The organism is Pantoea sp. PNA 03-3 (assembly GCF_003201175.1).
Lineage (GTDB): Bacteria > Pseudomonadota > Gammaproteobacteria > Enterobacterales > Enterobacteriaceae > Pantoea > Pantoea stewartii.
Genome location: NZ_QICO01000002.1, coordinates 482,876 through 504,303, shown reverse-complemented (window position 1 = coordinate 504,303; position 21,428 = coordinate 482,876). Strand labels below are relative to the sequence as shown.

Genomic DNA, 21,428 nt, shown 5'->3' with positions numbered 1-21,428 from the left:
GATTTTATGAAAAAACTGACCATGGCGCCGCCACTGGTTGTCGGGGACAAGGCTTTAATTGCCACTGTCATTTTTACCGTTCCGCCGCAGGGGCAGGCATCGGTGGGTGAGACGGATAACCGTGCCATCGTGAAGCTCCGTGAGGAGATAGGTCAGCGCCTTGAGCATCCCTTGCTGGTATCGGTCTATCCGCATCGCGTCGGGCGACGCAGCTGCACGGCCGTGCATCTCTCCGGTGCCAACAACAGGGCTCTGGATATTCTCATCACCGTGACAGGCAATACGCTATGGCCAACCGAGGTGGATTACAGGACCGGCATCCGCTGGAATATCTGTGTGCCAGATGCGACAGATATGCTCTGGGTGCTAAAGGAGATTGACCGCGCGACTGAAGCTGATATCTGTCATTAAACAGACCCTCCGTTATCGCCCGGCACCGGTGTGTGGTGTCGGGCGGGAACGGAGGCTGCGGGTGCGGGCGGCATAGAGCCCGCTAATACTACGATTTAGTATCCTTCATTGTAACGCTGTCGCGCCTTATACAATCGTCTCGTCTCGGCACGACGACCGTCAGGCGGTATATCTGCCGCCATGTTAAGGCAATGCTCACGCCGCCTGGCAATCAATTCTCTTTCTGCATCGTCACTGGAGCCATCCATTACTGCCAGCCAGCGTCGTGCGGCACGGTGCCAGAGGCCGCGTTTTTCAAGTGATTCAGCAATGCTGTCTTCCAGTTTCATTGATTTTTTGCTCGTATTAATCAGCCTGATCGTACCCGCTATTCTTTCAGGCTCCCGTTATGACTTCTTCATTTAACCCTTAATCAGCATCAGGAAAATGGCTCTGAAACCACTACAGGAGCAGTCTGATGCGACATCCCTTCGAACTCGACCCCGAAATCATTCACCACATCATTTACAGCCAGGCCGGAACAGTGGCCAAAGCCCTTATCGAACTCATCATGAATAGCGTCGATGCTGGCGCGGGTGCGGTCATTCTGGAGATTACCCCGGAGGGCTTTACCTGCCGTGACGACGGTCATGGTTTTGCTTCACATGACGATGTGAAACGCTATTTTGGCCGGTTCGGTACGCCACACCGTGAAGGCGATGCCACCTATGGCCGTTTTCGCCTCGGCCGTGGCCAGATTATGGCTCATGCCCGGACCGTCTGGCGCTCGCAGCGCTGGCAGATGGAGGTCGACACGCGGGTAATGGGTTATGAATATGAACTGACAGAGCCTGGTGAGATTCAGGAGGGGTGTGTCATCAGCGGTGACTGGTATGAGCCGATGTCCACTCAGGAGCGTATGTCATGCATGCAGGAAATTCGTGACCTGGTGCGCTACACGCCCGTCTCGGTCTGCCTCAACGGCAACGTGATTACGCGTAAACCGGAACTGGAAAAATGGGACGCTGAGGATGACGCAGCCTGGTATCGGTTGCGGGAAGACGGCGCTGTATCCATTTATAACCAGGGCGTACTTGTCAGGCACGACCCGGGCCACAACTGGGGCGTTGGCGGTCTTATCGTGAGTAAAAAAGCCATAGCGCTAAACGTGTCGCGCACTGAGATTCTGCGCAAGAGCTGCATGGTCTGGAAGCAGATAGCAGCAAAATTCAGCGGGCTGGCGCAGGCCTTTTCTGACAACACAGGAAGCCACCGCAAAACCGAGGCCCGGCGCGAGAAAACCGCCCGGGCGCTGCTTGCCGGTGAGGGAGACCTGCAGACGCTGGTTAACGGCGAAGAAGTGATTACGCTGCTCCCGGGCAAACATCACGTCACCCTGGAGCACTTCCTGCGTAAATGCCGCTACTATCCCTCTGCCATCGATAAAAACTGTTTTACTGTGGCTGAGTATGCTCGCAACGTCCCCCACGGGGAGCTCATAGCGCGTGCCGGCATCGCCCCGGTCATTCACCCAATGACGCTGACGCGCTTTAACTGCGACAGCGCGGATGATTTTCTGGAATGCATGAGTCGGGTGCGTGACAACCTCATCGCGTTCCGCGAACAGCTTTCGTCTTCCGGCCGCTGGGGAATGCCGTTCAGCTCAGAGCTGCAGCTCATCGATTTTGACACGCTCAGCGCAAACTTTGTCGACCGCACGCAGATGGTGAGTGAAACGACGCTTGATAAGGAAACCCGCAGGGCCTGGACCGCGCTGCGCTACTGCCTGGCCCAGTATGCACGGGTGTGCTCGGGCGGCGAACGCCATAGCACCTCCCGGGCTCACGGCGGTGTGCGATTCCAGATTCTGCTGGGCGAGTCGACATCGGCCGAAGCCTGGACGGACGGTGAGACTTACATCGCGTATAACATTGATATCGTGCGCCAGCTTAAAACCGACGCGCTCAGGACGGCCAGTCGACTCTTCAGCCTGACAGAACACGAGGTGGCACACGAAGGTGACAGCATGGACTGCGGCCACGATGAGGGGTTTTATCAGCGGTTTCACGATATCAGTACAGAGTGTGCGGCTGAACGTCAGCATTTTATGCACGTCTGGCTGATGAAATACACGACCAGCCTTGAAGGGGCCGGTAAACGCGCTAAAGGCCAGGCGTGGAGTGAGCGTTACCTGGCTGAGCGTGCCAGTACTGGTCGTGAAAGGAACGGCCTGCCCGGGATTATCAGTGCTGACAGCCTGGCTGATGACGTCGGGGCAGTTGTCGAACCGGAGGACGGGGACCGTCTGGCATTCCTTAATCAGCAGCTCGGGGTAGCCGGCATACTTACACCCGAATCCGTCAACTGGGCTGACGTTGTGGCTGAGGGGATCGAGGAGGCCAGAGTCGCCCGCGAGCGCAGGGCTGAGGAGAGAAGAATTCAGGAGGAAGAGTGGGAAGCTTACAAAGCGTCGCCTGAATACCTGCAGCTTATAAAAGACCAGACCGAGTATTTTGCTGCCTCTGAGCAGGAAGAGCGTGAGCACCTGGAGTCCAGTCGTCTTCGTTTACTTGAGTCCCTTCCCGGCGCAACCCCCGAAAACCTCACGCAGGAAATTTTAGAATATCTTGTCTACATCACAAATACAGATGAAGAGGAGCTGGATGCCTGGCAGCGAAAAACATGGGAACAGCCCGGTGGATACCGACCTCTGCCCACAGCAGACGACACTGCTTCAGCTGTTCAAAAGTCCGAGACCCGACCAAAAGAAAGCCTCCCGGAATCATGGCTGCAGTACGTTAATGAGGGTGAGACACGCGAAACGATTGAGCGCAATGCTGCCGCTGCAGGATTTTACTGGGAACTTGATTATCTTGAATGGCGACATTCAAATGAGACTGACAGACTGAATTAATAAATAAAAAAAGGGGCCAGTAAGGCCCCTAAACGCGTATGTCTCAGTCATCGAATTTTTAATTAATGGGTTATCCCAACTTGCCACTCTGTTATCGACACTGCCAACGTTATCTTTAGCTGATTACGTTGATGATATGAATGAAAATCAATATTTACTTTCGTATTTCCGAACAATTACAACTTTGAATAAAAACATTAACACGGGAATGTTATGTTAATGTTCTGTTTAACTTCCAGCTTAATCAACGCTGTATAATCATAAACTTACCAAAACGCCTTCTTCGATTTCCGAGGTAAAAATGAAGTACCGTAGCGACATTGACGGCCTGCGTGCTGTGGCCGTCACTCTTGTTATACTTTTCCATGCAGGACTCAGTGTAATAGCTTCAGGTTTTATCGGTGTAGATATCTTCTTCGTTATTTCAGGATTTTTAATAACAAAAATAATACTCGACAGTTATTCAGAAGGTAAATTTAGCTTAAGTGCGTTTTATAATCGCAGGATATGGAGGCTACAGCCCTCTCTGTTAGTAGTGGTATTTTTCGCAGCGATACTTGGCAGTGTTTTCTACCTGCCCGATGACTACAATACGTTTTTACACAGCATTAAGAACCTGCTGTATTTTTCGTCAAACCGTTACTTCTCAGATGTCACCACGACCTATGCATCCGAAGACGCAAACTACCTTATTCTTCTTCATACGTGGTCGCTGTCCGTCGAATGGCAGTGGTATCTGTGCTTCCCAGTTCTCTTACTGATAGCGCTGAAGTATGCCGGCAATTCTGGTGCCTTTTATATTAACTGTGCGGCAACCCTGTTTCTGACGTCATACGCGCTTTATGTTTCAGCAACCTCACATACAGACCACTACTATGATTTGCTGACACGGTGTTTTGAACTGCAGGCGGGCAGTTGCCTGGCGTTTGGCAGACTAAAGCTCAGGGCGAAAGCGGCAGACATAACCGGTATCGGGTCTCTGGCTGTATTAATAGCGATCGCCTTAAAAGGTAACGTGCTTCCTGCTTACCCTAATGTATTCACTGTGTTTGTTGTTCTGGCCACGGGCGCAGTTATCCTGTCCGGCGAAACCACGTTGACTGCATCTTCACGATTACTTTCGTCGCGGGTTATGGTGTGGGCGGGTAAACGTTCGTATTCGTTTTATCTGTGGCACTGGCCCGGCATTGCCGTTCTGCACTATATGAAGCTCTTCGGTAATAAAATGCTGATTACCGGCGTACTGGGTACGTCACTTTTGCTCGCCTGCCTTTCATACCGTTTCATTGAAATGCCGTTCAGACGCAATCAGAAACCGCTGCGGGCAACGTTTGGCTGGCTGATGATTTTCCCCCTCCTGATAAGCCTGGGTCTCTATGCTGCTGCCAGAAAGGGTGAGTTTTTCCCCTGGCGGTTTGGCAGTGCGTATGCGCACACAACAGCGCTTCAGCTGGAATACAAAAATCTTTCCGGCCACCGTTCTGACTGCCTTACAGATGATGTTGAAGGGAAGTATCCGGATGACTACTGTACATTCGGACCGGCTGACGCAAAAAAAAGAGCGTTCTTTATCGGTGACTCCAATGCCAACCACTACTGGATGTTCCTCGATGTTCTGGCCAAAAATGCCGGACTCAGGATAACCGCGCGCAGCACGGCCACATGTCTGACATTACCGGGCCTGTACCAGTACGACTGGTGGTTTAAGAGCCGCAATACTACCTACGATCAGTGTCACATCAATACGCAAAAGTATTACCAGGATATTGAGTCAGGAAAATACAAATACGTCATCATTGGTGAGTTATGGCCAATGTACGTCAGCGATAAAATCCTGAACCATCCGGGCGATCCCCGCAGCATTGAACTTTCAAAGGCGAGACTGTATAAAGCACTGAGAGAGGCCTTCGACATTATCGTTAAGTCCGGTGCGCGCCCAGTCATCATGAAGGAAATTTATACAAGACCTGAGGGTTATGAAGCCTGCATTAAAGACCATCTGATCCGTAGGGAAAGTATTCTGGATGGCTCCTGTGATATTCCCAAAGTCACCAGTCCGCCGCGTTCATGGTTCGACGGGGAGTTTACCGCGCTGAAGAAAGATTACCCCTCTTTGATCATCATCGATATCAAGGATGCACAGTGCGCTGATAACTTATGCGTGACTGAAGTTCAGGGCTCGCCCATTTACCGTGATGTCGGGCATCTGAATGATTATGCCGCACATATTTTTGGAGAGGAGTATCTGAAAATGGACGGTAACCCTTTTAAAGATAATCATCCATAATAGACATCGCTCAGGCGCTTTTCCCTGAATTTCAGGTCCGCTTTGGGCTAAAAATTTTTAAGATTGGTCACCGGATAAAATAAGGGGCCCATGGGCCCCAAACTGAATTTGCTAATCATTATATGTAACATGCTCGCATCTCCGACGGGCTTGCTTACTGTTTATCGACAGCAGCGACTCCTTCTTGATGGATTGTTACCTGATGATTAGTGAATTGTTTGTTCTATATTGAAAACTGAACTTAGTACGCCATCCAACTCACCCTGCATATCGCCTATAAAACAAATTTTCGAATTGCGAGGTGCTTTATCTAAGGTTCTCTTGACCTTCGTTTTCAAAGGCGTCTCACCCAACTTCACCTCCTGAATTGTAAGTGTTTCATTGGGTACATCCAAATTGCACAGTGCTTCAAATGCAGCCTGACCAACTAATGTCATGTGAGGACTACCGTCAATCATCTCGCCACCGGAAAGGCAGCAATAGATTTTTTTCCGGTCATAGTCTACCTCTAATACCATCAACCCCACTGAGGTTCCTTCAGGTAGCCCAACATGCTCTAACAATTTTTTGTAAGTCTCATCTGAAGGCATTGCATCGGTGATCATTTTTGATTTTATTAACGACATAAAACTCCCTTTATATAAACTAAATTAAACTTTTAAAAAGACTTTTTTATCTTTCACTCTTCAATAAGTCAACAAGCTTTCAGATCCAGCACCTGTCAATGTTGGAAATTGCTGTGAACTTCTAAAAATTAATTATGCATACACGGTTTTGAGTTTACTGATGACTGCCTAATCTTTTGAAAGCACCCTGACTGCATTATCCACTCAGGGAGTGTTATTCATGAAAATCCCCCTCTGCTGCCTTGCCACCCTGTTTCTCACCGCAGGTGCCCGTGCAGGCACCGTGATTTATACCGACCATGCGCACCCCGTTAACGGCGAACTGAGTCCCGACGTCACCGTCACCGAGCTGGACGCGCCCGACCGTCTCCAGGCCCAACTATTCGGCCCGCTCTCCGCTAACCCGATGCAGGCAGAGCATCAGGCCCGAGCGTTCATCGCCTCCCCGGCATTCCGTCAGAATCAGCAGGCGTTAGCGGCGAGCTATGCCGGCGTCGCACATGCCTGGTCACTCGGGCTGGAAAAGTACCCTGCCGTGGTGTTTGACGATAAATGGGTGGTGTACGGCACAACCGACGTCGCCGCAGCCCGGGCGAAACTGGATGCCTGGCGGGAGAAGCAGCCGTGAACATGCGCCTTCCCCGTCCGCGCCGGCTGATGCTGGCCACGCTGTTTACCTGCACCGGCACGCTTGCCAGCGTGAACACCGCTAGCCTGGTCTCCAGCGCCATGAGCCCGGACTGTATCAGCTGGCGCATCAGCGGCATCTGCTACTGGCTGCTCTGCACGCCCTTTGGCTGCACGGTGAAAACCTCGGTCAAAGTTACCCACTTTATTCCGGAGGCCGTGGTCTCTGCCTACCTTAACCCGGGCGACAACCCCTGGACCGAAATGTCAGCCATGAGCGCCACGGCAGGCGGCGCTGAAAGCCTGGTATCCGGCGGTCTTGCCGGCGTGCCAACTGGCGGAGGCCGTCAGGAGATGAAGGCCCCGGGCATGCGCAAACAGAACCTGCATTTCTACTACGGCGATGCATATGGCCACCCGGCGACGTCGCTCATCGGCGGCATGGTGCCGGGCTATTCCTGCCGCTCAGCCGCCGCGCCGTTCGTGCCTTATTTTGTAAGCGCCATGGACGCACTGGCCTGGCGAACGGGCATTCCTGAATCGTTCTATCCGGAAGCGCTGATTCCCGGTAAGCGTGAAATCGGAAATACGTTTGCCGGCGAGATGTGGGGCAACGTTTATCCCCGCAGCGGCTTCGTGACGCAGACCGACAGCTACAAATCGGCGGCCGTCGTGGTTCAGCGCGTGGCCGACATCATCACCCGCGAGGGACAGCTGCACGTCTACAACCCACTTGTTGGCCAGCGGTCTCCGGGTTACTGGCCACCTGACCCCGTTACCGAAAACACCGGCACAAAAAACCACAAGTGGCAGCGGCTTTCGCCTCAGCTGTCGCAGAGCTGCGCGGTCTTTCCGGATACGGGGGGCCAGACGGCGGAAAGCGGCGATTATGCCTGGGCACTCTGGCAGCCATACAGCTGCTGTAAGCGACGTGGCCAGACCTTCCTTTACAGCACCGACTTTTCATGAGGACACACAGCATGATGATTTTATTCACGCAGAAACTGCGCGTGGCCACGGGCACATTATTGCTTTCCCTGGCGATGCCGGCACTGGCCATCGATACCACGCTTTCCTCGCAGGGTGCGGGCGTCAGCGGCGCCATCAACGACGGCCTGTTCTACTCCATAGGTGGCGGCTCGGTCATTTCGCCGCCCTCAACGCGCAGCAATATGTCGCGCCTCGGCCTGGACGGCGGCTGGAGCAGCGATTTGATGTGCGGCAACTTCGACCTGAAAACCACCGTCGGTAACCAGCTCAACGGCATCACCAGCGGATTTAAGGACCTCATGGGCAACGTCATTCAGGGCGCGACCGGCGCGGTGATGAGCATGCCGGCGATGGCCATTCAGCGTGCCAATCCGGGCCTGTATGAAATGCTGACCAACGGCGTGCTGCAGGCGGGCCTGAACTTCGACAAGGCCCAGCTCAACTGCCAGAACATGTCAAAAAAGCTGGCCGACTACACTCTGGGCAGTAAGTGGCAGCAGGCGGCCGTGTCTGAAGAGTATAAAGACATCGTGGCATCAAGCGGCGGTGATGCGGTATCGAGCGACCAGAAACTGCAGAAGGCCACCGGCGAAGAAGGTGTGACCTGGGTCGGTGGCCAGAAACGCGGCGGCAAGGGACAGCCGGCGATTCAGCCCACGCGTGACCTGGCAAAAGCCGGCTACAACATGATGAACAGCCTGCCGGTGACCAGCAACAGAAGCGTAGGCTCATCCAGTTGCAACGGTACGGTCTGCCAGCGCTACAAATCCTCCGATGAAGCCGCTGCGGCCGTTGTTAAAGTCCTCGGCGACCGCTCTATACGGACCTGCCGTGAAACCAGCGAATGCACCAGCGGCGGCGCGGATAACCAGCCGGGCAGCACCGTTGCCGGCACCGGCTTCTCGCCGGTACTGGAAGACGCCACCAAAACCAACCTGGAGCAGCTCAGCAAGCTGGTTAACGGTCAGCTACAGCCCACGGCCGATAATCTGGCCGCGCTCAAAACCGGCAGCCTCGTTGTCACGCGCGGCGTGATTCAGGCGCTGCGTGATGACCCGGACAGGGCCGCACTGGTGCAGAGACTGGCGGGTGAGCTGGCCATGGCTGACACGGTTGAGGCGGCACTCACCATGCGCCGCATGCTGACGACCGGTGAGTCTGAGCCGAACGCGGCCGAACAGCCTGAGGCTATCGCCGAGGGTGACCGTCGCGTGGATGCGCTCGACCGCGAGCTGAACGCGCTGCGTAACGAGATGGAGTTGCGCAAATCCATCAGCAGTAACAGCCTGCTGACCACGCTTGAGCGTCAGGGCGAACGTAATCAGGATAACCAGCTGCAGCAGAAAGCCGGCAATCAGGACCAGGGCTTCAGCCAGATGAGCCAGCCTCAGCCGGGAGGCAACTGACATGAAGCGCAGATTCCTGAGCGGCCTCACCGGCCGCATTTTGCTGATATTCCTCAGCACCGTCGTGGCCATGGCAGCGATTTTTGGCCTGGCTTCGGTGTTCATGGCGTACGACCCCGATGGCCACCTTATTCAGAAGTGGCTCTATGACAGCCGCTGGGCCATGTTTGCCTGGCGACTGTGCATGTACGTCTTCATCGGGTGCATCTGGATTATGAAGCTGCGGCCGCGCCTGCTAAAGCGCTGGCCGGACGCTGCCGGAGGCCTGCCGCGCCTGGAGCGCCTTGCCATCATTTATCTTCTGGCCACGGAGTACGTGGCCTGGTCAAATGCGGTTCAGGGAGGCTGACATGACGGCGAACAGTTACCTGGAATACTTCCTCATCCTGTTTGGCTGGGTGCTCAATAACTCGATGTGGGGCATCCTCAGCAGCACCGGTCTGTTCGCGCTGCCGCTGGTTTTTAAGGTCCTCGGCGTGTGGCTGAAGGTGCGGGAGGAAGGTGCCGACGAGGGCAACAAAGGCGTTCTGGCGCTGCCGCGCATCGAGCACGCCATCTATGTCTCGTTTCTGGTCATGCTGGTCTGCTGCATTCCGCTGCTGCCGGTAGATATCAGCACGATCAAGTTTGACGACGCGCGGGCCAAACAGTGCGGCTTCAGCGTACCCACGCCACAGAACTCCGGCTATAAAGGGCTGGTTAACGACTTCGACGGCCGTACGGCTGAAGTGCCGGTGTGGTGGTATCTGCTGCATGCGATGTCGAAAGGCACTACACAGGCGATGATTGCGTCCATTCCCTGCGGCACGCAGCTGCGGCAGCTGCGCTTTGACGTGCAGAACACAAAACTGCGCGACCCGGTGGTGCTGCAGGAGGTCCAGGACTTTGCAAATCAGTGTTACTCCCGGGCCTATTTTAAGCTGAAGAACAGCAACAGCCAGCTGAGCGACGCCACCATCAACTCAGTCGGCTGGATTGGCAGCGACTATTTCCTTAATACATCGGGCTATTACGACTATTACACGGCCATGACGCCACGAAGCCAGTGGCCATACAGCAGCAGTCGTGACAGCGGCTATCCGGATACGGGCCAGGGGGGATATCCGACGTGCAAAACATGGTGGTCAGACGGGAGCAACGGACTGCGCAAGCGTGTACTGGCCAGCTTCAGCGAATCTACCCGAAAAGAGCTTCAGCGCCAGTTCCCGGGCACACAGTGGGAAGAGCCGGCGCTGCGCTGGCTGGTCAGCCCCAGCAACGCAGAAATTTCAGGGAGCGGCGTCACCTACATGTCCGGCAGTGCGGACACAACGAGTGGTATCGGAGGGAGCCTGTCGCGGTTTGCGTCTACTGTCGGGCTGGGCATGAAGCAGGTTGAGGCGTTGCCGGGCTTTGATGCGCTCAAGCAGGCACTGCCGATGATACAGGCGCTGCTTCAGATGATGATCATCATCGTCATCCCCGTGCTGATGATGTTCAGTGCTTATGAGCCAAAGACAGTAGTAACGATTTCATTTGCGCTCTTTGCGCTGCAGTTCATCACGTTCTGGTGGGCACTGGCGGGCTGGCTGGATGACAGACTGATCACCATCCTGTACTCAAACCTGGCTCAAGGCGGACTGGCTTCGGGGCAACCTATTGCAGACTTCCTCAGTTCACCGCGTGACGGCTGGATTATGAATATGGTGCTGGGAATGATGTACGTGGTGTTTCCAATGTTCTGGGTAGGAATGCTTGGGTGGATTGGGATTAAAGTTGGAGATATAGCATCAAGCTTTGTCAAAGGTGGAGACATGCCACAAAAAGCTGGAGAACAAGGTGGTGCTGCAGCTACAAACTTAGGTAAAGGAATAATTACGAAAGGGCTTAAATAATTCAAAAAGGCCGACTGGTCGGCCTTTATTCATTTCCGACATGAATGCCTTCGATATAGCGCTCTCCACCTATCACTCCATCTAACGGATTAGATTCAGTACCTTTTCTTGAGGCTGATTTGGGCAGGTTTGATGCAACTAAGGAAGCAGCATTTAAAGTGGCACGCAACGAATCCTTCAAATCCTCACCAAAGCTACGACCATTCTCGTACTTATCAAGCTCTTCATTCCAGTCGCTGGCCATGTAATTTGCCTCCGATACTATGGTAAACGCCTAACCTCAAGATTACTTCAAAGACAGCTAAGTTGGCAAATTTTTGTACAGCATCTCGGGTTTACGTTTACAAGCTTAAGTTGGCAAAACAGTACTCACTGAGTGCGGCAGCCGTTTTCAATTAATTACAAAATTCATCTTTTACCGAGCAAATAGAACAGGATACATAACAGCAAATTCATCTTGTAACTCGCTCAGGAGTAAAAATGAAATCATTCAAAACCTTTGAAATGGATGAGAGTTTTATTAAATCAAAACACTGCATGAAAAACGACATTCTTGCTGCTTGCATTGGGTATAGAAGTAAATCTGAGGAATATGAATACATCAGGGGATTTAGCGAAGAGAAAGGTAATGGTTACGCCATTTTATTATGGTTTTATTCAAAGCTATTTGGTGATCTAAAGTTACCTATTAATAATGACAAAAATTATTTTAGACACAAAGAGGATGTTGATAAAACGATAAAGTCGCTTAATGAACTGCAGTTGAACGAGGTTGTGAGCGAGTTGAAGGAAATCTACAATGGTACTCAGAAAGCACTAAAGGAGGCTGGCGTAAGTCATATAAATTTGAGGCGTGAAATTGCGCCTGGGCAGATACGCTTAATGGGAGTGAGTTCAGCTAAAATATCACCCTTTGGGATTTCCGAAATGGATTACAGTGGTGTGCTCATGCTTTGCAAGGCTTCTGCTGAAGTTATAGGTAGAAAAACAATACCCGTATATATGGATGTTATTAATTCCTTTACAGACACTAATGACAAGGGCGGGTATGGTTCTATTTCATTAGAGTTAAGCATCCCTACAGAAGACGTTCTGTATTCGCATCTTAATTTTCGCACCGATGAGATGGAAGGAGAAGAGTGGGTGATACTTAACCGTTCCCCCACAGGTATGGTTGAATTGCCAGTTTCCAGTATTGTTATTATTGATAAGGAGGTCGAAAGCTTTTACAAAAATTGTTATAGCAATATTGACATTGATTCGGCATACCAAATTTTATCTCAGGCATATTCAAAAACATGGGGGCGCTAGTTATTCAAATTCCTGACAATAAGCACTGAGCATAATCCTTTTCCCTGGGGCTATTCGAAGCCCCCTGCTTAACTAAACATAGCTCCATATGTCGCTATGATATTTAGCTTGTAAATGGATCTCATAACGATCTAACATTCCTGCTGTTGTACCGTTGCTTACGCAACACGCCAATGTCCCGGCAATCTGAGAGGGACGCCTTCGGGTGATTGCACTGCCAAAACCGTCATGACCTGAGAGACGGAGCCTTCGGGCGGTAACTTCGTTTAACCTTTGAGAACGAAGATCGCGATGCGATAAAGGTCCTTTCTTTTACTAAACCATTTCTGGCATTTTCTGATAACGGTTTCGGCCGTATCGCTTTCACTTTTCTTTACGCACTGACGCTGAAGGGCTGCTGCGAACTTTGCAACGCGGGTATGACCATTTGGAACATTTGGGCATCTTCCACGTTTGCATTGAAAGCAGAGGAGCGCGGCGTCACTTGTGTACGAGTGAAACGAGTACCAAGTGACGCCGCAAAGCGGCATACGTCAACACCACGTAATACGTGGCTTCACGAACGATTTTAAAGGTGTTTTCACGGGAATCACCAAATCGTATTGCTTAACACGTCTTTGTTTTGCGTCCGTTCACACGGACGGCCGCAAAACGTAAATCGTAACCAATGGCTTCTTGAAGCCTTAACTATATGAAATAAGGAGAAAATCGTCAGAGTACTGAGGCGTTCACCCTGACCGGGTGAACGGGGAGCATCAAACCGCCGCACAGAGTGCCAAGCGGGCTCCTGCAACAACTCAACTCAGTCTCGCCATGCTACACAGTACCTGACGGCCAGGATGGCACATTAACCGGCACGCATGGACGTCTGACCAACGAACTGGTCTCTGTAAGGTTATTCAGTCAGGAGCTGCCTGAGGGTTGCTCGCAGCGGAATGATCCGGAATTTCATGTCGGGGAGATTTCATGAAGCAGAAAAGTGCGCGTTCGAAAATTGAAGAGTTCAGAAAAGAATTCATATCTCTGGCCAGAAAAGGCGCGGGAGGCTATGCCACTATTGCTGATCGTGAGCGGGTAAGCCGGTATTTTCTCGAACATCTCAGGAGTACGGGTATAAAACTTCGCAGCATGGAGAGTCTGAAAGTACGTTACGTCGAGACTTATATCTCGCAGAGGAAAGCTCAAAACATCAGCAACAGAACACTACAGAATGAAATGTCTGTTCTCAGAGGAATATTTTCTGCTGCCGGAAAACACCGCCTTGCAGATCCTGATAACGAACGTCTCAGTAATAAAGCACTCGGCATTTCGGGTGTTAACCGGGATGGTACAAAAACAGCGCTGAGCCGTGAAGAATTTTCAAAGGCATTCAGTGAAATAGAAAAACAGGACAGAGGAGTGGCCGCGACGATGCAACTGGCCTATGTTTTTGGACTAAGAACAAAAGAGGCTGTCGAGGCATGTAAGTCTTTATCCACCTGGAAACGTGCGGTGGAAAATGGTGATAAATCAGTACGGGTGATCTTCGGGACTAAAGGCGGACGTCCGAGGGACACAACCATTATTGATCGTGATGAGGCCCGTCGTGCGATTTTATATGCTGAAAAAGAAGCGGCCGAAAGAAACGGTAAGTTTATTGATAAACCTGGAATTCATCAGGCAATAAACCGTTATCGTTATTTTGTCCGTAAGGCAGGATTAGTCGGTGAAAAAGCACCACACAGCATGCGCTATAACTTTGCTCGGGAACTTTCGGCTTTTCACAAAAAACAGGGATTTAATGAAAATGAAGTAATGGCAATGATTTCCATGGATTTAGGGCATGGCGATGGTCGGGGGCGTTATATAAAACAGGTTTATTACCGGAACAGTCAGGAGGCAGAATGAACAACTCTGTTAAGTGTGACCTTGGGGTGCTTGTTTATCTGGCGCAATTTCCTGATTTATATTTTTTCATTCACTATATTTCCAACTTAGAAGGCGAACTCCAGGCGGCAGTCGCGAAATTACCGATATTTGATAATGCTTTTTATTACAAGGAGCTTATTGACTGGCGGGCTTACCTGATTATCAGGATGATTTCAAATGCATCTGAACTTGGTCTTATTCCCGATGAGAGGAAAACATATCTTGACAACCTGTTAATGCTTTGCAGAAAAATTTTAAATGATAAGCAGTGGGCTTCAGCCTGGCGTAACGGCTCTAACTTTGCAAAAAATGATTTGTCTGAATACAAAACTTACTGTGAAACTCATCCTGAATGCGGCCTGTTAGAATGGTTCTACCAGAGTGAAGATTTTTTCTTTATCAAGTCTTACCTCAGGCATTCAGGAATTCCCAGGGTTTACCTCTTGTACAAGTTTTTAACCTGAAGTACGATGATTTTGCTAACCGTTGTCATCACGACAACTGCCAATGTTCCGGTGATTTGAGAGGAACGCCTTCGGGTAATCACATGCCAATGTCATCATTACCTGAGAGATGACGCTTTCGGGCGGTAACAAATCTGTTTAACCTTTGAAAACAGAGACCCCTGCGGTTAAGGTCCTTTTCTACTTCGCTTCACACTCCCATACACCTGTTTTACTCATCTGGCATTTTGTGCCTGATTTTCACGCCTGAGGGATACTTTCCCTCCGGGACGGTTCCCTTTTCATTAAGGGATCGTACCCATGCATTACACCAGAATGATCAACCCTCTCACGTTACTGAATTGTGATTCGCCAGCTTCAGCAAAAATCCTGGTGGATTACGTCAAAACTCAGCTTCACGTTCGTCTGGATTACAGACTCACGGTCGACGCAGACCCACAGGTTCCTGCTGACGGCCTTCCTGACTACCTTACGTTTCTGAGACATGTCGCTTATACCGTTGGTTTTGCGACTGAGCATGGCTACATCAGACATGCCTTTACCGAAGAGGCAGTGAACGAGCTTACTCTCCTGGGTACAAGTGTTCACAGCCTTCACTGGAATACGGCTTTTCATGAGGGCGCTACCCGGTCCCGAGAGGACAAAGCGCTGGACAACGCTACAGAGCAACTGTGTGCAATGTTTTATCAGAGCGCTGATGCTTCTGTCATCGTCTGACCGCCTTATTAACCGAACCGTTTCTCACCCTAACGGGACTTCTGTCCCCGTCAGGGGCAGGGTTCCTCAATTCTTTAAGGAATCCTTTATGAACGCATTAACGTTAGCACATGATTTTGCCCTTGATTTTACCATCGATTATGCAGCTGAAGCTTATGCAGAAGACGCAGAAGAAAGGTTTACAGTTGATTTTAACACCCACGCTGCGGAACTGACCGCTTATAAAGTTGCACTGGCCAAAGCTGAAGGAGACCTGCTGATTATTGCAGCGCATCGTCGTCTTGGTCTTAACACCGATACCGATGAAGACGGTTTTCAATACTATGTCTGGGAAATGGCTCAAGTCGCACGGGACCTTGCCGAGCTGTCTGTTCGCAAACTCGTGCCGGCATCCTGGCAGTCTTTCTTTGAAAGCCTGTGCCACATGGCCAGAGACATTGATGAAGCCGCCTGGACGTTTTTTTTCGGCTGTGCCGTGAAGGACGAAGAGGCTTTGATTCAAGAAGATAGCTGGTATGACTGAGGGGGATATCTCAAAGCAACCAGCAACCTGTCAGCATCACAGCTGTCTGTTTTACCCTTGCGGGGATTTATCTCCCTGCGGAGACAAATCCTCCTTTCTTCTTAAGAGGATTTGTCGATGAACACACTGGAATCTGAATACTGTTTATACGTTAAACGTGACAGCAGTGAATGGCACCGCATGTGGAAAAAACTGGCGCGCCATAAGCTGAACAGCTCACTGTCAGAGCCGACCGTTGCTGATAATGACGGCGAAATCTGGCAGTACATGTCGACCTGGGAAACCACGTCAGGGCTGTTGCCCGGTAAACGCTTTGAGCACCATTTCAGACATCGTGCGCACCCTCGTTGCGGGCGCACATATATAACCGTTGCTGCGAGCTGGGGTTTTAATCCGGACGATGCAGATAAAGTCTATTACCGTCATTTCGGTTAACTGTTAACCACCGGCCTGAGTCAGTTTCTGACAAAGGCTTTAACCCGCGCGGGGACAACCTCCCCGCAACAGCGGCGGTGGTTTTCTCCGCGCTTAATCAGGAGAAAACCATGAGCAGTATAATGCTTTTACTTGTCACCCGCCTTTCAGGCGTACTCAACCGGCTTGCCGGCACTCTGCAGCAACAGCAGGCAGAGTGGTTTACCAACCACAGCGGCCGCTGCAGCTTTAAGGCAGACGTCGTGCCGACAGAGGACGGGTTTACGCCCGTCATCTCCCGTCGCACCGGCTTCACTCAGCGTGACTGGCGTATAGACCAGCTCCCTGGAGTCGGTACGTACGCAACAGCCCGCAAGGCCCTCAGGGCCGGGCGGCTGATGGCGCAGCAGATGGCGGAACTTCGCTACCGCTTTGACTGATGTTAACTGAATGACACTTCCCGGAGGGACCTTCCCTCCCGGGGAGGTCACCTCTTTTTTTAAGGAGCCACTATGATACGTTTCACCTCTACTCAGCTTCGTCCGGTTCTGTCTCTCAACCGGAGCTTCAGAGGCCCGGTGATACTCGAAAAAAACAACGGTATCTGTCTCCACCGCCCAGACTTCAGAAAGCTTGTAACGCTACCGCTGGCCTGGGCTGAAGGATGTAATCCCTTCTCAGATAACGGCTGTCGTAAACTTTCCGACAGTCTGATAGCCGATGAGACCTTTTCTCATCAGTTTGACCTGAGTCAGAGCGCCTGTGACGCAGTCCTGAATGAGCATCAGGACCTGTTGATCACCTTCATTTGCCAGACCCCGGGTGCCGTCAGAGTCTTTGCCGAAACTGGTGAGCCTGAGAAGGTTTATCTTCCTGTAGGCATCTACCGTGAGAGGATCTCATGGCTTTACGACCAGTCATTACGTCACTTTCATTCCTGTGTCGGTAATGCGGAACGCCTCAGCTGGCGCTCACAGGCACTGAACGTGCTCGACAGGGTTATCCGGCTCGATTCAAAGCGGGCTAAACCCTCTGACCGTCAGATGCTGGCCAGCGCTGTGCAGGATGTTCGCAAGCGTATCAGCCAGATTTCATCAGACGGATCGTTACGTTTTTACTCATAACGTTTTTCCACTCACCGGTGGCGCACTGTCCGCCACCGGGACAGATGCGCCGTTTTTTTTAGAGGCGCATCCCATGAAGAAAAAAACTGCCGGCCGTAAGGCCACAACGGAACAACAGACTGACCTTTATCAGCAGGTCACCGACAAAATCATTATCGCGCTGGAAAACGGCGTGCCACCCTGGCGCCGGCCATGGCGCTCTGCGCAGAAGGTCTACGGCAGCGGATTGCCGGTCAACGCGGTCACGGGCAGGCACTACAGCGGCGTCAACGTGCCGCTGCTGTGGATGGCTGCAGAGGAGGCGGGTTACAGCGTCGATCACTGGCTCACGTTTCAGCAGGCAAAGGCTGCCGGCGGACAGGTCAGAAAAGGCGAGCGCAGCTCAATGGCCATCATCTTCAAACCGTTTGAAAAGCAGCTCCGCGACGGCAATGACAGTCCGGTGTTCAGGGACGGCGTGCCGGTGATGGAAAAGCTGGCCATGATGAAACCCCTGCAGCTGTTCAACGTTGCGCAGTGTGAAGGGCTACCCGATAAGGTGTATGCACCCACGATGATACATCCGGATACTCCCCCTGAGGGGTTCTCAACCGGACAGCAGCAACAGGTTCTGGAGATACTCAACGCAACCGGCGTGAAGTGCTCTTCTCACCGGCAGAACCGGGCGTATTACAGCCCGGGGGCAGATCGGATTGTATTGCCTACAGCTTCACAGTTTCGTTCACCTGAAGACTACTGGTCCACGCTGCTGCACGAACTGGTGCACGCGACCGGCCACCGCAGCCGCCTCGATCGTGAGGGGATAACCTCCTCATCAGGAGAGTTTGGCGATCCCGTTTACGCTTTTGAGGAGCTGATAGCGGAAACCGGCAGTGCGTTTCTCTGTGCACATCTCGGCATTTTTGGTGAGGTACAGCACGAGAGCTACCTGAACGGCTGGCTCAGCGTTTTACGTAATGACAAAAAGGCGTTTTTCCGTGCCTGCCGGTTTGCCCGGGAAGCATCGGAATATCTGCTTAAGCCGCTGGGTGAAAGCCGGAGCGAAGCAGCGTAGTTAACCCCGGCGACGTCAGTCGCCATCATCCCCCTGAGGGCACTCTCCTCAGGGAGATGCCCTCTTTTTTAAACGTAAAAGAGGAGTACAACTATGTTTTCATGGTGCAAAAACCGTCTGGAAATCACCGGTAAGTCTGACTGCATCAATGTCATGCAGTCGTGGATAACCGGGACAGAAATACCGCTTTACCGCCACGCCATACGGCAGGCCATAAAGCTGTTTCTCGCCGGCTGTGCCGGTATGCTCAAACCCGTCAAGACAACGGAATACCGTGCGTATCCGGAGCTGGTTTCATCAGGCACCGGCGTTGGCACATCACCCAACCAGGCGTTTCAGCATTTCCTGGAGCTGCTTGAGAAGGATGCCTGGCTTGACGGCAAAACGCTCTCGCGAATGGACAAAATCTGGGTTCAGTCCGGCATAGGCGACATTAAGTGGGAAGGTATCCCTCACGCAGCCCGCCAGACCATCACCCGGCTTATGTCTGTTCATTACGCCGACTGGTTCGGCGTCGCCTCTGCGGGCGGCCAGTTTGACCCGCAGGAGCGCTGGGAGTGGCTCAGTATAAAACCGGACACAACCTGTCCGTGTGACATGCTGATGGTGATGCCGTCACGTCTGGCCACCGAACTTAACGGGGACAGCGGTCTGTTCAGTGGCCTCAGTACCACGTCAGAACTCTATGCCCAGCTTTACGGGACAGAGTTTCCGGCGGGGCACCGGCTGGAGTGGAGCCGTGACGATATCGGGTCACTGAAGCTGACATTTTCTTCTCCGTGGTATCCGCCGTCGGCGGAAGTCATGGGGCAGATGTCGCAGAAGTTTGACTGTGAAATTCGTCACTACTGGCTGTCTCCGGATGCCGGCACGTCGGGTTACAACTGTTTTGACCGCGGTGATCACGTCGACAGCGGTTCTTACCCGGAGGAGGACGTGCAGTATCCGGTGAGTGAAGGGGCCCGTCTGTATCAGTTCAGTGAAGCAGGCGCACCTTCCACTCCGGCCGTTGCACACTACGCCGGCGTTCGCGCATGACGTTACCAACCGACAGACCGGCATCTCAGGTCTTTCAGACAATGGCCACAGCATCTGCTGTGGCCGCTTTTTCACCCGAAGGGGGAACATCGTTTCCCTTACGGGCGTGTTCCCTTTTTTATGAGGAAACACGCATGAGTATCCGCACCGACCATGAGAAAGAATTTATCTCCCTGTTCAACTCCATCGCCCGGGGCACCCGGCGTCTTCAGGTATTTACCGACTTCATCAGCTGCAGCGTCATTGCGATTCAGAATGGCCTGCAGTTCTGTGAGAAACGTGAACAGAAGTACATGGCCATCGTGGCCAGATACAAAAAAGAGGACGTTTCATCAATGGCCAGACTGCTGGCCTGTGTAGTGAACGGCCTGGAAGAAAAGATTTGTGACTTTCTCGGGCGCATTTACATGCTGCTGGAGCTCGGTGACAAAGACAAAGAGCAGTATTTTACTCCGTGGAGCGTGGCGCTGATGATGGCGCAGCTGCAGTTCGGCGCGCAACTCAGCAAGCCTGAAGAGGTGTTCAGAGACAAGCCGTTTATCACGTTTGCTGAACCGGCCTGCGGCGCCGGTGCCATGACGCTGGCATTTGCCAGCACGCTCCGGCAGGCAGGTTATTCACCTCACAGGTATCTGTGGGTGTCGGTAACCGACATTGACCCTCTGGCGGCGGGCATGGCCTATATCCAGCTGTCACTCTGCGGCATACCCGGTGAAGTTGTTATCGGGAATGCTTTATGTGACGAACGACGTCGGGTTCTGCTGACGCCTGTGCATTACTGGGAGGGATGGTCAGCACGTCTGCGTGCACATTCTGACATCAGGACTGACGCCGCAGCATAAAGCCCTGATTTCTGTCAGGCTAACTGAAAAGAAGGCGTGACTTATAAATCAACATCAAAGGCCGGGTAACCGGCCTTTTTCTATCTTTTATTGCGGGTATTGATACGCTTGATTACGGGTAAAGGGCCAATGATTTCAACGTCGTCAACACAGCAGGCCCTCCACCGGGGTGAATTAATGGAGAGATCCCTGTCCCAGCGTAGGATTCGATTGTCGTTTTCTTCAACGCACAACATCCTGACAGGATATTTCCTTAAATTTTTTAAATATGAAGCGACATCAGTAAGTTCTGTATCGTAAATGCGCTCGTCGGTGCCGGAGAGCTTTCTGAAGTGGATGACATACTCATTTTTTCGCTCATCCCTTCTCAGGGGAATAAAAAAACAGACTTCATATTTCTCCTCATTTAATTCTGGCCACCCCGTCGTTTCCAGCCACTCCGCAAACGGCCTGATCTCACCTGGCGTGGAAAACCGTTCATTCGCCCGGGAGCGTATCAACGCTTCAAGATTTAGCAGCAACGCTTTTCCACTGATAGAGAAATCAGCCGTCTTGACGAGGTCCGCGCCTGCCACTGTATCCACATACCCATTTAAGATCAGGTCAGGAGCCATTTTTTTCAGCAGCAGAGTAACGTCGTACCTGAGGTGGCCACTGACCTCAAACGGAAGCGAAATGGGTTCAGATACACCGTTGTCAGAGACTGAAAGGTACACACAGACAGATACCGGGAGAGAAGTATCCGCGCAATCGAGCAAAAAATCGTATGATGGCTTTTGCATAATACTGTCCTTCTGGTACATCATGCGAAAGCCATTACTGTTGACTTCCATGCCATTTCCGGCAAGGCAAATCTGTTAATTGCCGACGTAAATTTAGGCACAGAACCCGTAAGAAGAAGCATTAAGCCTCGCTGAGG

The 21,428-nt window shown here is 51.9% G+C and carries 23 protein-coding genes; 19 read left to right on the top strand and 4 right to left on the bottom strand.

Features of this window, described 5'->3' with window-relative positions; all coding sequences use genetic code 11:
• The first annotated feature begins 6 nt into the window (after positions 1-6).
• A complete protein-coding gene (locus C7433_RS08735) occupies positions 7-411 on the top strand; it encodes a hypothetical protein (protein WP_110267991.1) in 405 nt (134 codons plus the stop codon).
• A gap of 95 nt (positions 412-506) precedes the next feature.
• Here the strand turns inward: C7433_RS08735 and C7433_RS08730 are convergent, their stop codons facing one another.
• A complete protein-coding gene (locus C7433_RS08730; protein WP_110267990.1) occupies positions 507-740 on the bottom strand; it encodes a PerC family transcriptional regulator in 234 nt (77 codons plus the stop codon).
• A gap of 128 nt (positions 741-868) precedes the next feature.
• Between C7433_RS08730 and C7433_RS08725 the strand changes: the two genes are divergently transcribed.
• Positions 869-3,304, top strand: coding sequence for an ATP-binding protein (locus tag C7433_RS08725; RefSeq protein ID WP_110267989.1), 2,436 nt, complete (start codon positions 869-871; stop codon positions 3,302-3,304).
• 301 nt (positions 3,305-3,605) lie between these two features.
• Entirely contained in the window at positions 3,606-5,591 is a 1,986-nt protein-coding gene (locus tag C7433_RS08720) for an acyltransferase family protein (protein WP_110267988.1), read from the top strand.
• 206 nt (positions 5,592-5,797) lie between these two features.
• On the opposite strand, the gene C7433_RS08715 is transcribed toward C7433_RS08720, so the two are convergent.
• The gene (locus C7433_RS08715) at positions 5,798-6,217 is read right to left on the bottom strand and encodes a hypothetical protein (RefSeq protein ID WP_110267987.1); all 420 of its coding nucleotides are present in this window, start codon (positions 6,215-6,217) and stop codon (positions 5,798-5,800) included.
• Positions 6,218-6,437: 220 nt separating this feature from the next.
• Between C7433_RS08715 and C7433_RS08710 the strand changes: the two genes are divergently transcribed.
• The 5 genes from C7433_RS08710 (at position 6,438) to C7433_RS08690 (ending at position 11,114) form a co-directional block, all read left to right on the top strand.
• Positions 6,438-6,845, top strand: coding sequence for a TIGR03757 family integrating conjugative element protein (locus tag C7433_RS08710; protein ID WP_110267986.1), 408 nt, complete (start codon positions 6,438-6,440; stop codon positions 6,843-6,845).
• 2 nt (positions 6,846-6,847) lie between these two features.
• Positions 6,848-7,813 (top strand): TIGR03756 family integrating conjugative element protein, encoded by a 966-nt coding sequence (locus tag C7433_RS08705; protein WP_110267985.1) that lies wholly within the window; start codon positions 6,848-6,850, stop codon positions 7,811-7,813.
• Between the two features lie 74 nt (positions 7,814-7,887).
• Complete coding sequence (locus C7433_RS08700; protein ID WP_369974377.1) at positions 7,888-9,240, top strand: integrating conjugative element protein; 1,353 nt, start codon at positions 7,888-7,890, stop codon at positions 9,238-9,240.
• Position 9,241: 1 nt separating this feature from the next.
• Positions 9,242-9,589 (top strand): hypothetical protein, encoded by a 348-nt coding sequence (locus C7433_RS08695; RefSeq protein WP_110267983.1) that lies wholly within the window; start codon positions 9,242-9,244, stop codon positions 9,587-9,589.
• Between the two features lies 1 nt (position 9,590).
• Positions 9,591-11,114 carry a conjugal transfer protein TraG N-terminal domain-containing protein gene (locus tag C7433_RS08690; protein WP_110267982.1) on the top strand — a complete coding sequence of 508 codons (1,524 nt, stop codon included), beginning with the start codon at positions 9,591-9,593 and terminating at the stop codon, positions 11,112-11,114.
• A gap of 25 nt (positions 11,115-11,139) precedes the next feature.
• Here C7433_RS08690 and C7433_RS08685 read toward each other — a convergent pair whose 3' ends face one another.
• Positions 11,140-11,358, bottom strand: coding sequence for a hypothetical protein (locus C7433_RS08685; protein ID WP_110267981.1), 219 nt, complete (start codon positions 11,356-11,358; stop codon positions 11,140-11,142).
• 236 nt (positions 11,359-11,594) lie between these two features.
• Between C7433_RS08685 and C7433_RS08680 the strand changes: the two genes are divergently transcribed.
• The 11 genes from C7433_RS08680 (at position 11,595) to C7433_RS08630 (ending at position 20,509) form a co-directional block, all read left to right on the top strand.
• Positions 11,595-12,425, top strand: coding sequence for a hypothetical protein (locus tag C7433_RS08680; protein ID WP_110267980.1), 831 nt, complete (start codon positions 11,595-11,597; stop codon positions 12,423-12,425).
• Positions 12,426-13,391: 966 nt separating this feature from the next.
• Positions 13,392-14,312, top strand: coding sequence for an integrase domain-containing protein (locus C7433_RS08675; protein WP_110267979.1), 921 nt, complete (start codon positions 13,392-13,394; stop codon positions 14,310-14,312).
• Positions 14,309-14,797 carry a hypothetical protein gene (locus tag C7433_RS08670; RefSeq protein WP_110267978.1) on the top strand — a complete coding sequence of 163 codons (489 nt, stop codon included), beginning with the start codon at positions 14,309-14,311 and terminating at the stop codon, positions 14,795-14,797. Before C7433_RS08675 ends, C7433_RS08670 begins: the two co-directional genes overlap by 4 nt.
• Before the next feature lie 300 nt (positions 14,798-15,097).
• Complete coding sequence (locus C7433_RS08665) at positions 15,098-15,514, top strand: hypothetical protein (RefSeq protein ID WP_110267977.1); 417 nt, start codon at positions 15,098-15,100, stop codon at positions 15,512-15,514.
• Between the two features lie 88 nt (positions 15,515-15,602).
• A complete protein-coding gene (locus C7433_RS08660; RefSeq protein WP_233255770.1) occupies positions 15,603-16,037 on the top strand; it encodes a hypothetical protein in 435 nt (144 codons plus the stop codon).
• A gap of 117 nt (positions 16,038-16,154) precedes the next feature.
• Positions 16,155-16,472: a hypothetical protein gene (locus C7433_RS08655; RefSeq protein WP_110267976.1), complete on the top strand. Its 318-nt coding sequence runs from the start codon at positions 16,155-16,157 to the stop codon at positions 16,470-16,472.
• A gap of 110 nt (positions 16,473-16,582) precedes the next feature.
• Positions 16,583-16,891, top strand: coding sequence for a hypothetical protein (locus tag C7433_RS08650; protein WP_110267975.1), 309 nt, complete (start codon positions 16,583-16,585; stop codon positions 16,889-16,891).
• A 72-nt stretch (positions 16,892-16,963) separates the two neighbouring features.
• Positions 16,964-17,575, top strand: coding sequence for a hypothetical protein (locus C7433_RS08645; RefSeq protein WP_110267974.1), 612 nt, complete (start codon positions 16,964-16,966; stop codon positions 17,573-17,575).
• Positions 17,576-17,648: 73 nt separating this feature from the next.
• Positions 17,649-18,629: an ArdC family protein gene (locus C7433_RS08640; RefSeq protein WP_110267973.1), complete on the top strand. Its 981-nt coding sequence runs from the start codon at positions 17,649-17,651 to the stop codon at positions 18,627-18,629.
• A gap of 93 nt (positions 18,630-18,722) precedes the next feature.
• The gene (locus C7433_RS08635; protein ID WP_110267972.1) at positions 18,723-19,667 is read left to right on the top strand and encodes a DUF1281 domain-containing protein; all 945 of its coding nucleotides are present in this window, start codon (positions 18,723-18,725) and stop codon (positions 19,665-19,667) included.
• 134 nt (positions 19,668-19,801) lie between these two features.
• Positions 19,802-20,509 (top strand): type I restriction-modification system subunit M, encoded by a 708-nt coding sequence (locus tag C7433_RS08630; protein ID WP_110267971.1) that lies wholly within the window; start codon positions 19,802-19,804, stop codon positions 20,507-20,509.
• An 80-nt stretch (positions 20,510-20,589) separates the two neighbouring features.
• On the opposite strand, the gene C7433_RS08625 is transcribed toward C7433_RS08630, so the two are convergent.
• The gene (locus tag C7433_RS08625; protein WP_110267970.1) at positions 20,590-21,342 is read right to left on the bottom strand and encodes a hypothetical protein; all 753 of its coding nucleotides are present in this window, start codon (positions 21,340-21,342) and stop codon (positions 20,590-20,592) included.
• Positions 21,343-21,428: the final 86 nt, after the last annotated feature.

What these genes read in the sequence shown, in the direction of transcription:
- C7433_RS08735 (WP_110267991.1), top strand. Translation starts at nt 7, where the DNA reads ATGAAAAAACTGACCATGGCGCCGCCACTGGTTGTCGGGGACAAGGCT.
- C7433_RS08730 (WP_110267990.1), bottom strand. Translation starts at nt 740, where the DNA reads ATGAAACTGGAAGACAGCATTGCTGAATCACTTGAAAAACGCGGCCTC.
- C7433_RS08725 (WP_110267989.1), top strand. Translation starts at nt 869, where the DNA reads ATGCGACATCCCTTCGAACTCGACCCCGAAATCATTCACCACATCATT.
- C7433_RS08720 (WP_110267988.1), top strand. Translation starts at nt 3,606, where the DNA reads ATGAAGTACCGTAGCGACATTGACGGCCTGCGTGCTGTGGCCGTCACT.
- C7433_RS08715 (WP_110267987.1), bottom strand. Translation starts at nt 6,217, where the DNA reads ATGTCGTTAATAAAATCAAAAATGATCACCGATGCAATGCCTTCAGAT.
- C7433_RS08710 (WP_110267986.1), top strand. Translation starts at nt 6,438, where the DNA reads ATGAAAATCCCCCTCTGCTGCCTTGCCACCCTGTTTCTCACCGCAGGT.
- C7433_RS08705 (WP_110267985.1), top strand. Translation starts at nt 6,848, where the DNA reads ATGCGCCTTCCCCGTCCGCGCCGGCTGATGCTGGCCACGCTGTTTACC.
- C7433_RS08700 (WP_369974377.1), top strand. Translation starts at nt 7,888, where the DNA reads ATGCCGGCACTGGCCATCGATACCACGCTTTCCTCGCAGGGTGCGGGC.
- C7433_RS08695 (WP_110267983.1), top strand. Translation starts at nt 9,242, where the DNA reads ATGAAGCGCAGATTCCTGAGCGGCCTCACCGGCCGCATTTTGCTGATA.
- C7433_RS08690 (WP_110267982.1), top strand. Translation starts at nt 9,591, where the DNA reads ATGACGGCGAACAGTTACCTGGAATACTTCCTCATCCTGTTTGGCTGG.
- C7433_RS08685 (WP_110267981.1), bottom strand. Translation starts at nt 11,358, where the DNA reads ATGGCCAGCGACTGGAATGAAGAGCTTGATAAGTACGAGAATGGTCGT.
- C7433_RS08680 (WP_110267980.1), top strand. Translation starts at nt 11,595, where the DNA reads ATGAAATCATTCAAAACCTTTGAAATGGATGAGAGTTTTATTAAATCA.
- C7433_RS08675 (WP_110267979.1), top strand. Translation starts at nt 13,392, where the DNA reads ATGAAGCAGAAAAGTGCGCGTTCGAAAATTGAAGAGTTCAGAAAAGAA.
- C7433_RS08670 (WP_110267978.1), top strand. Translation starts at nt 14,309, where the DNA reads ATGAACAACTCTGTTAAGTGTGACCTTGGGGTGCTTGTTTATCTGGCG.
- C7433_RS08665 (WP_110267977.1), top strand. Translation starts at nt 15,098, where the DNA reads ATGCATTACACCAGAATGATCAACCCTCTCACGTTACTGAATTGTGAT.
- C7433_RS08660 (WP_233255770.1), top strand. Translation starts at nt 15,603, where the DNA reads ATGAACGCATTAACGTTAGCACATGATTTTGCCCTTGATTTTACCATC.
- C7433_RS08655 (WP_110267976.1), top strand. Translation starts at nt 16,155, where the DNA reads ATGAACACACTGGAATCTGAATACTGTTTATACGTTAAACGTGACAGC.
- C7433_RS08650 (WP_110267975.1), top strand. Translation starts at nt 16,583, where the DNA reads ATGAGCAGTATAATGCTTTTACTTGTCACCCGCCTTTCAGGCGTACTC.
- C7433_RS08645 (WP_110267974.1), top strand. Translation starts at nt 16,964, where the DNA reads ATGATACGTTTCACCTCTACTCAGCTTCGTCCGGTTCTGTCTCTCAAC.
- C7433_RS08640 (WP_110267973.1), top strand. Translation starts at nt 17,649, where the DNA reads ATGAAGAAAAAAACTGCCGGCCGTAAGGCCACAACGGAACAACAGACT.
- C7433_RS08635 (WP_110267972.1), top strand. Translation starts at nt 18,723, where the DNA reads ATGTTTTCATGGTGCAAAAACCGTCTGGAAATCACCGGTAAGTCTGAC.
- C7433_RS08630 (WP_110267971.1), top strand. Translation starts at nt 19,802, where the DNA reads ATGAGTATCCGCACCGACCATGAGAAAGAATTTATCTCCCTGTTCAAC.
- C7433_RS08625 (WP_110267970.1), bottom strand. Translation starts at nt 21,342, where the DNA reads ATGGAAGTCAACAGTAATGGCTTTCGCATGATGTACCAGAAGGACAGT.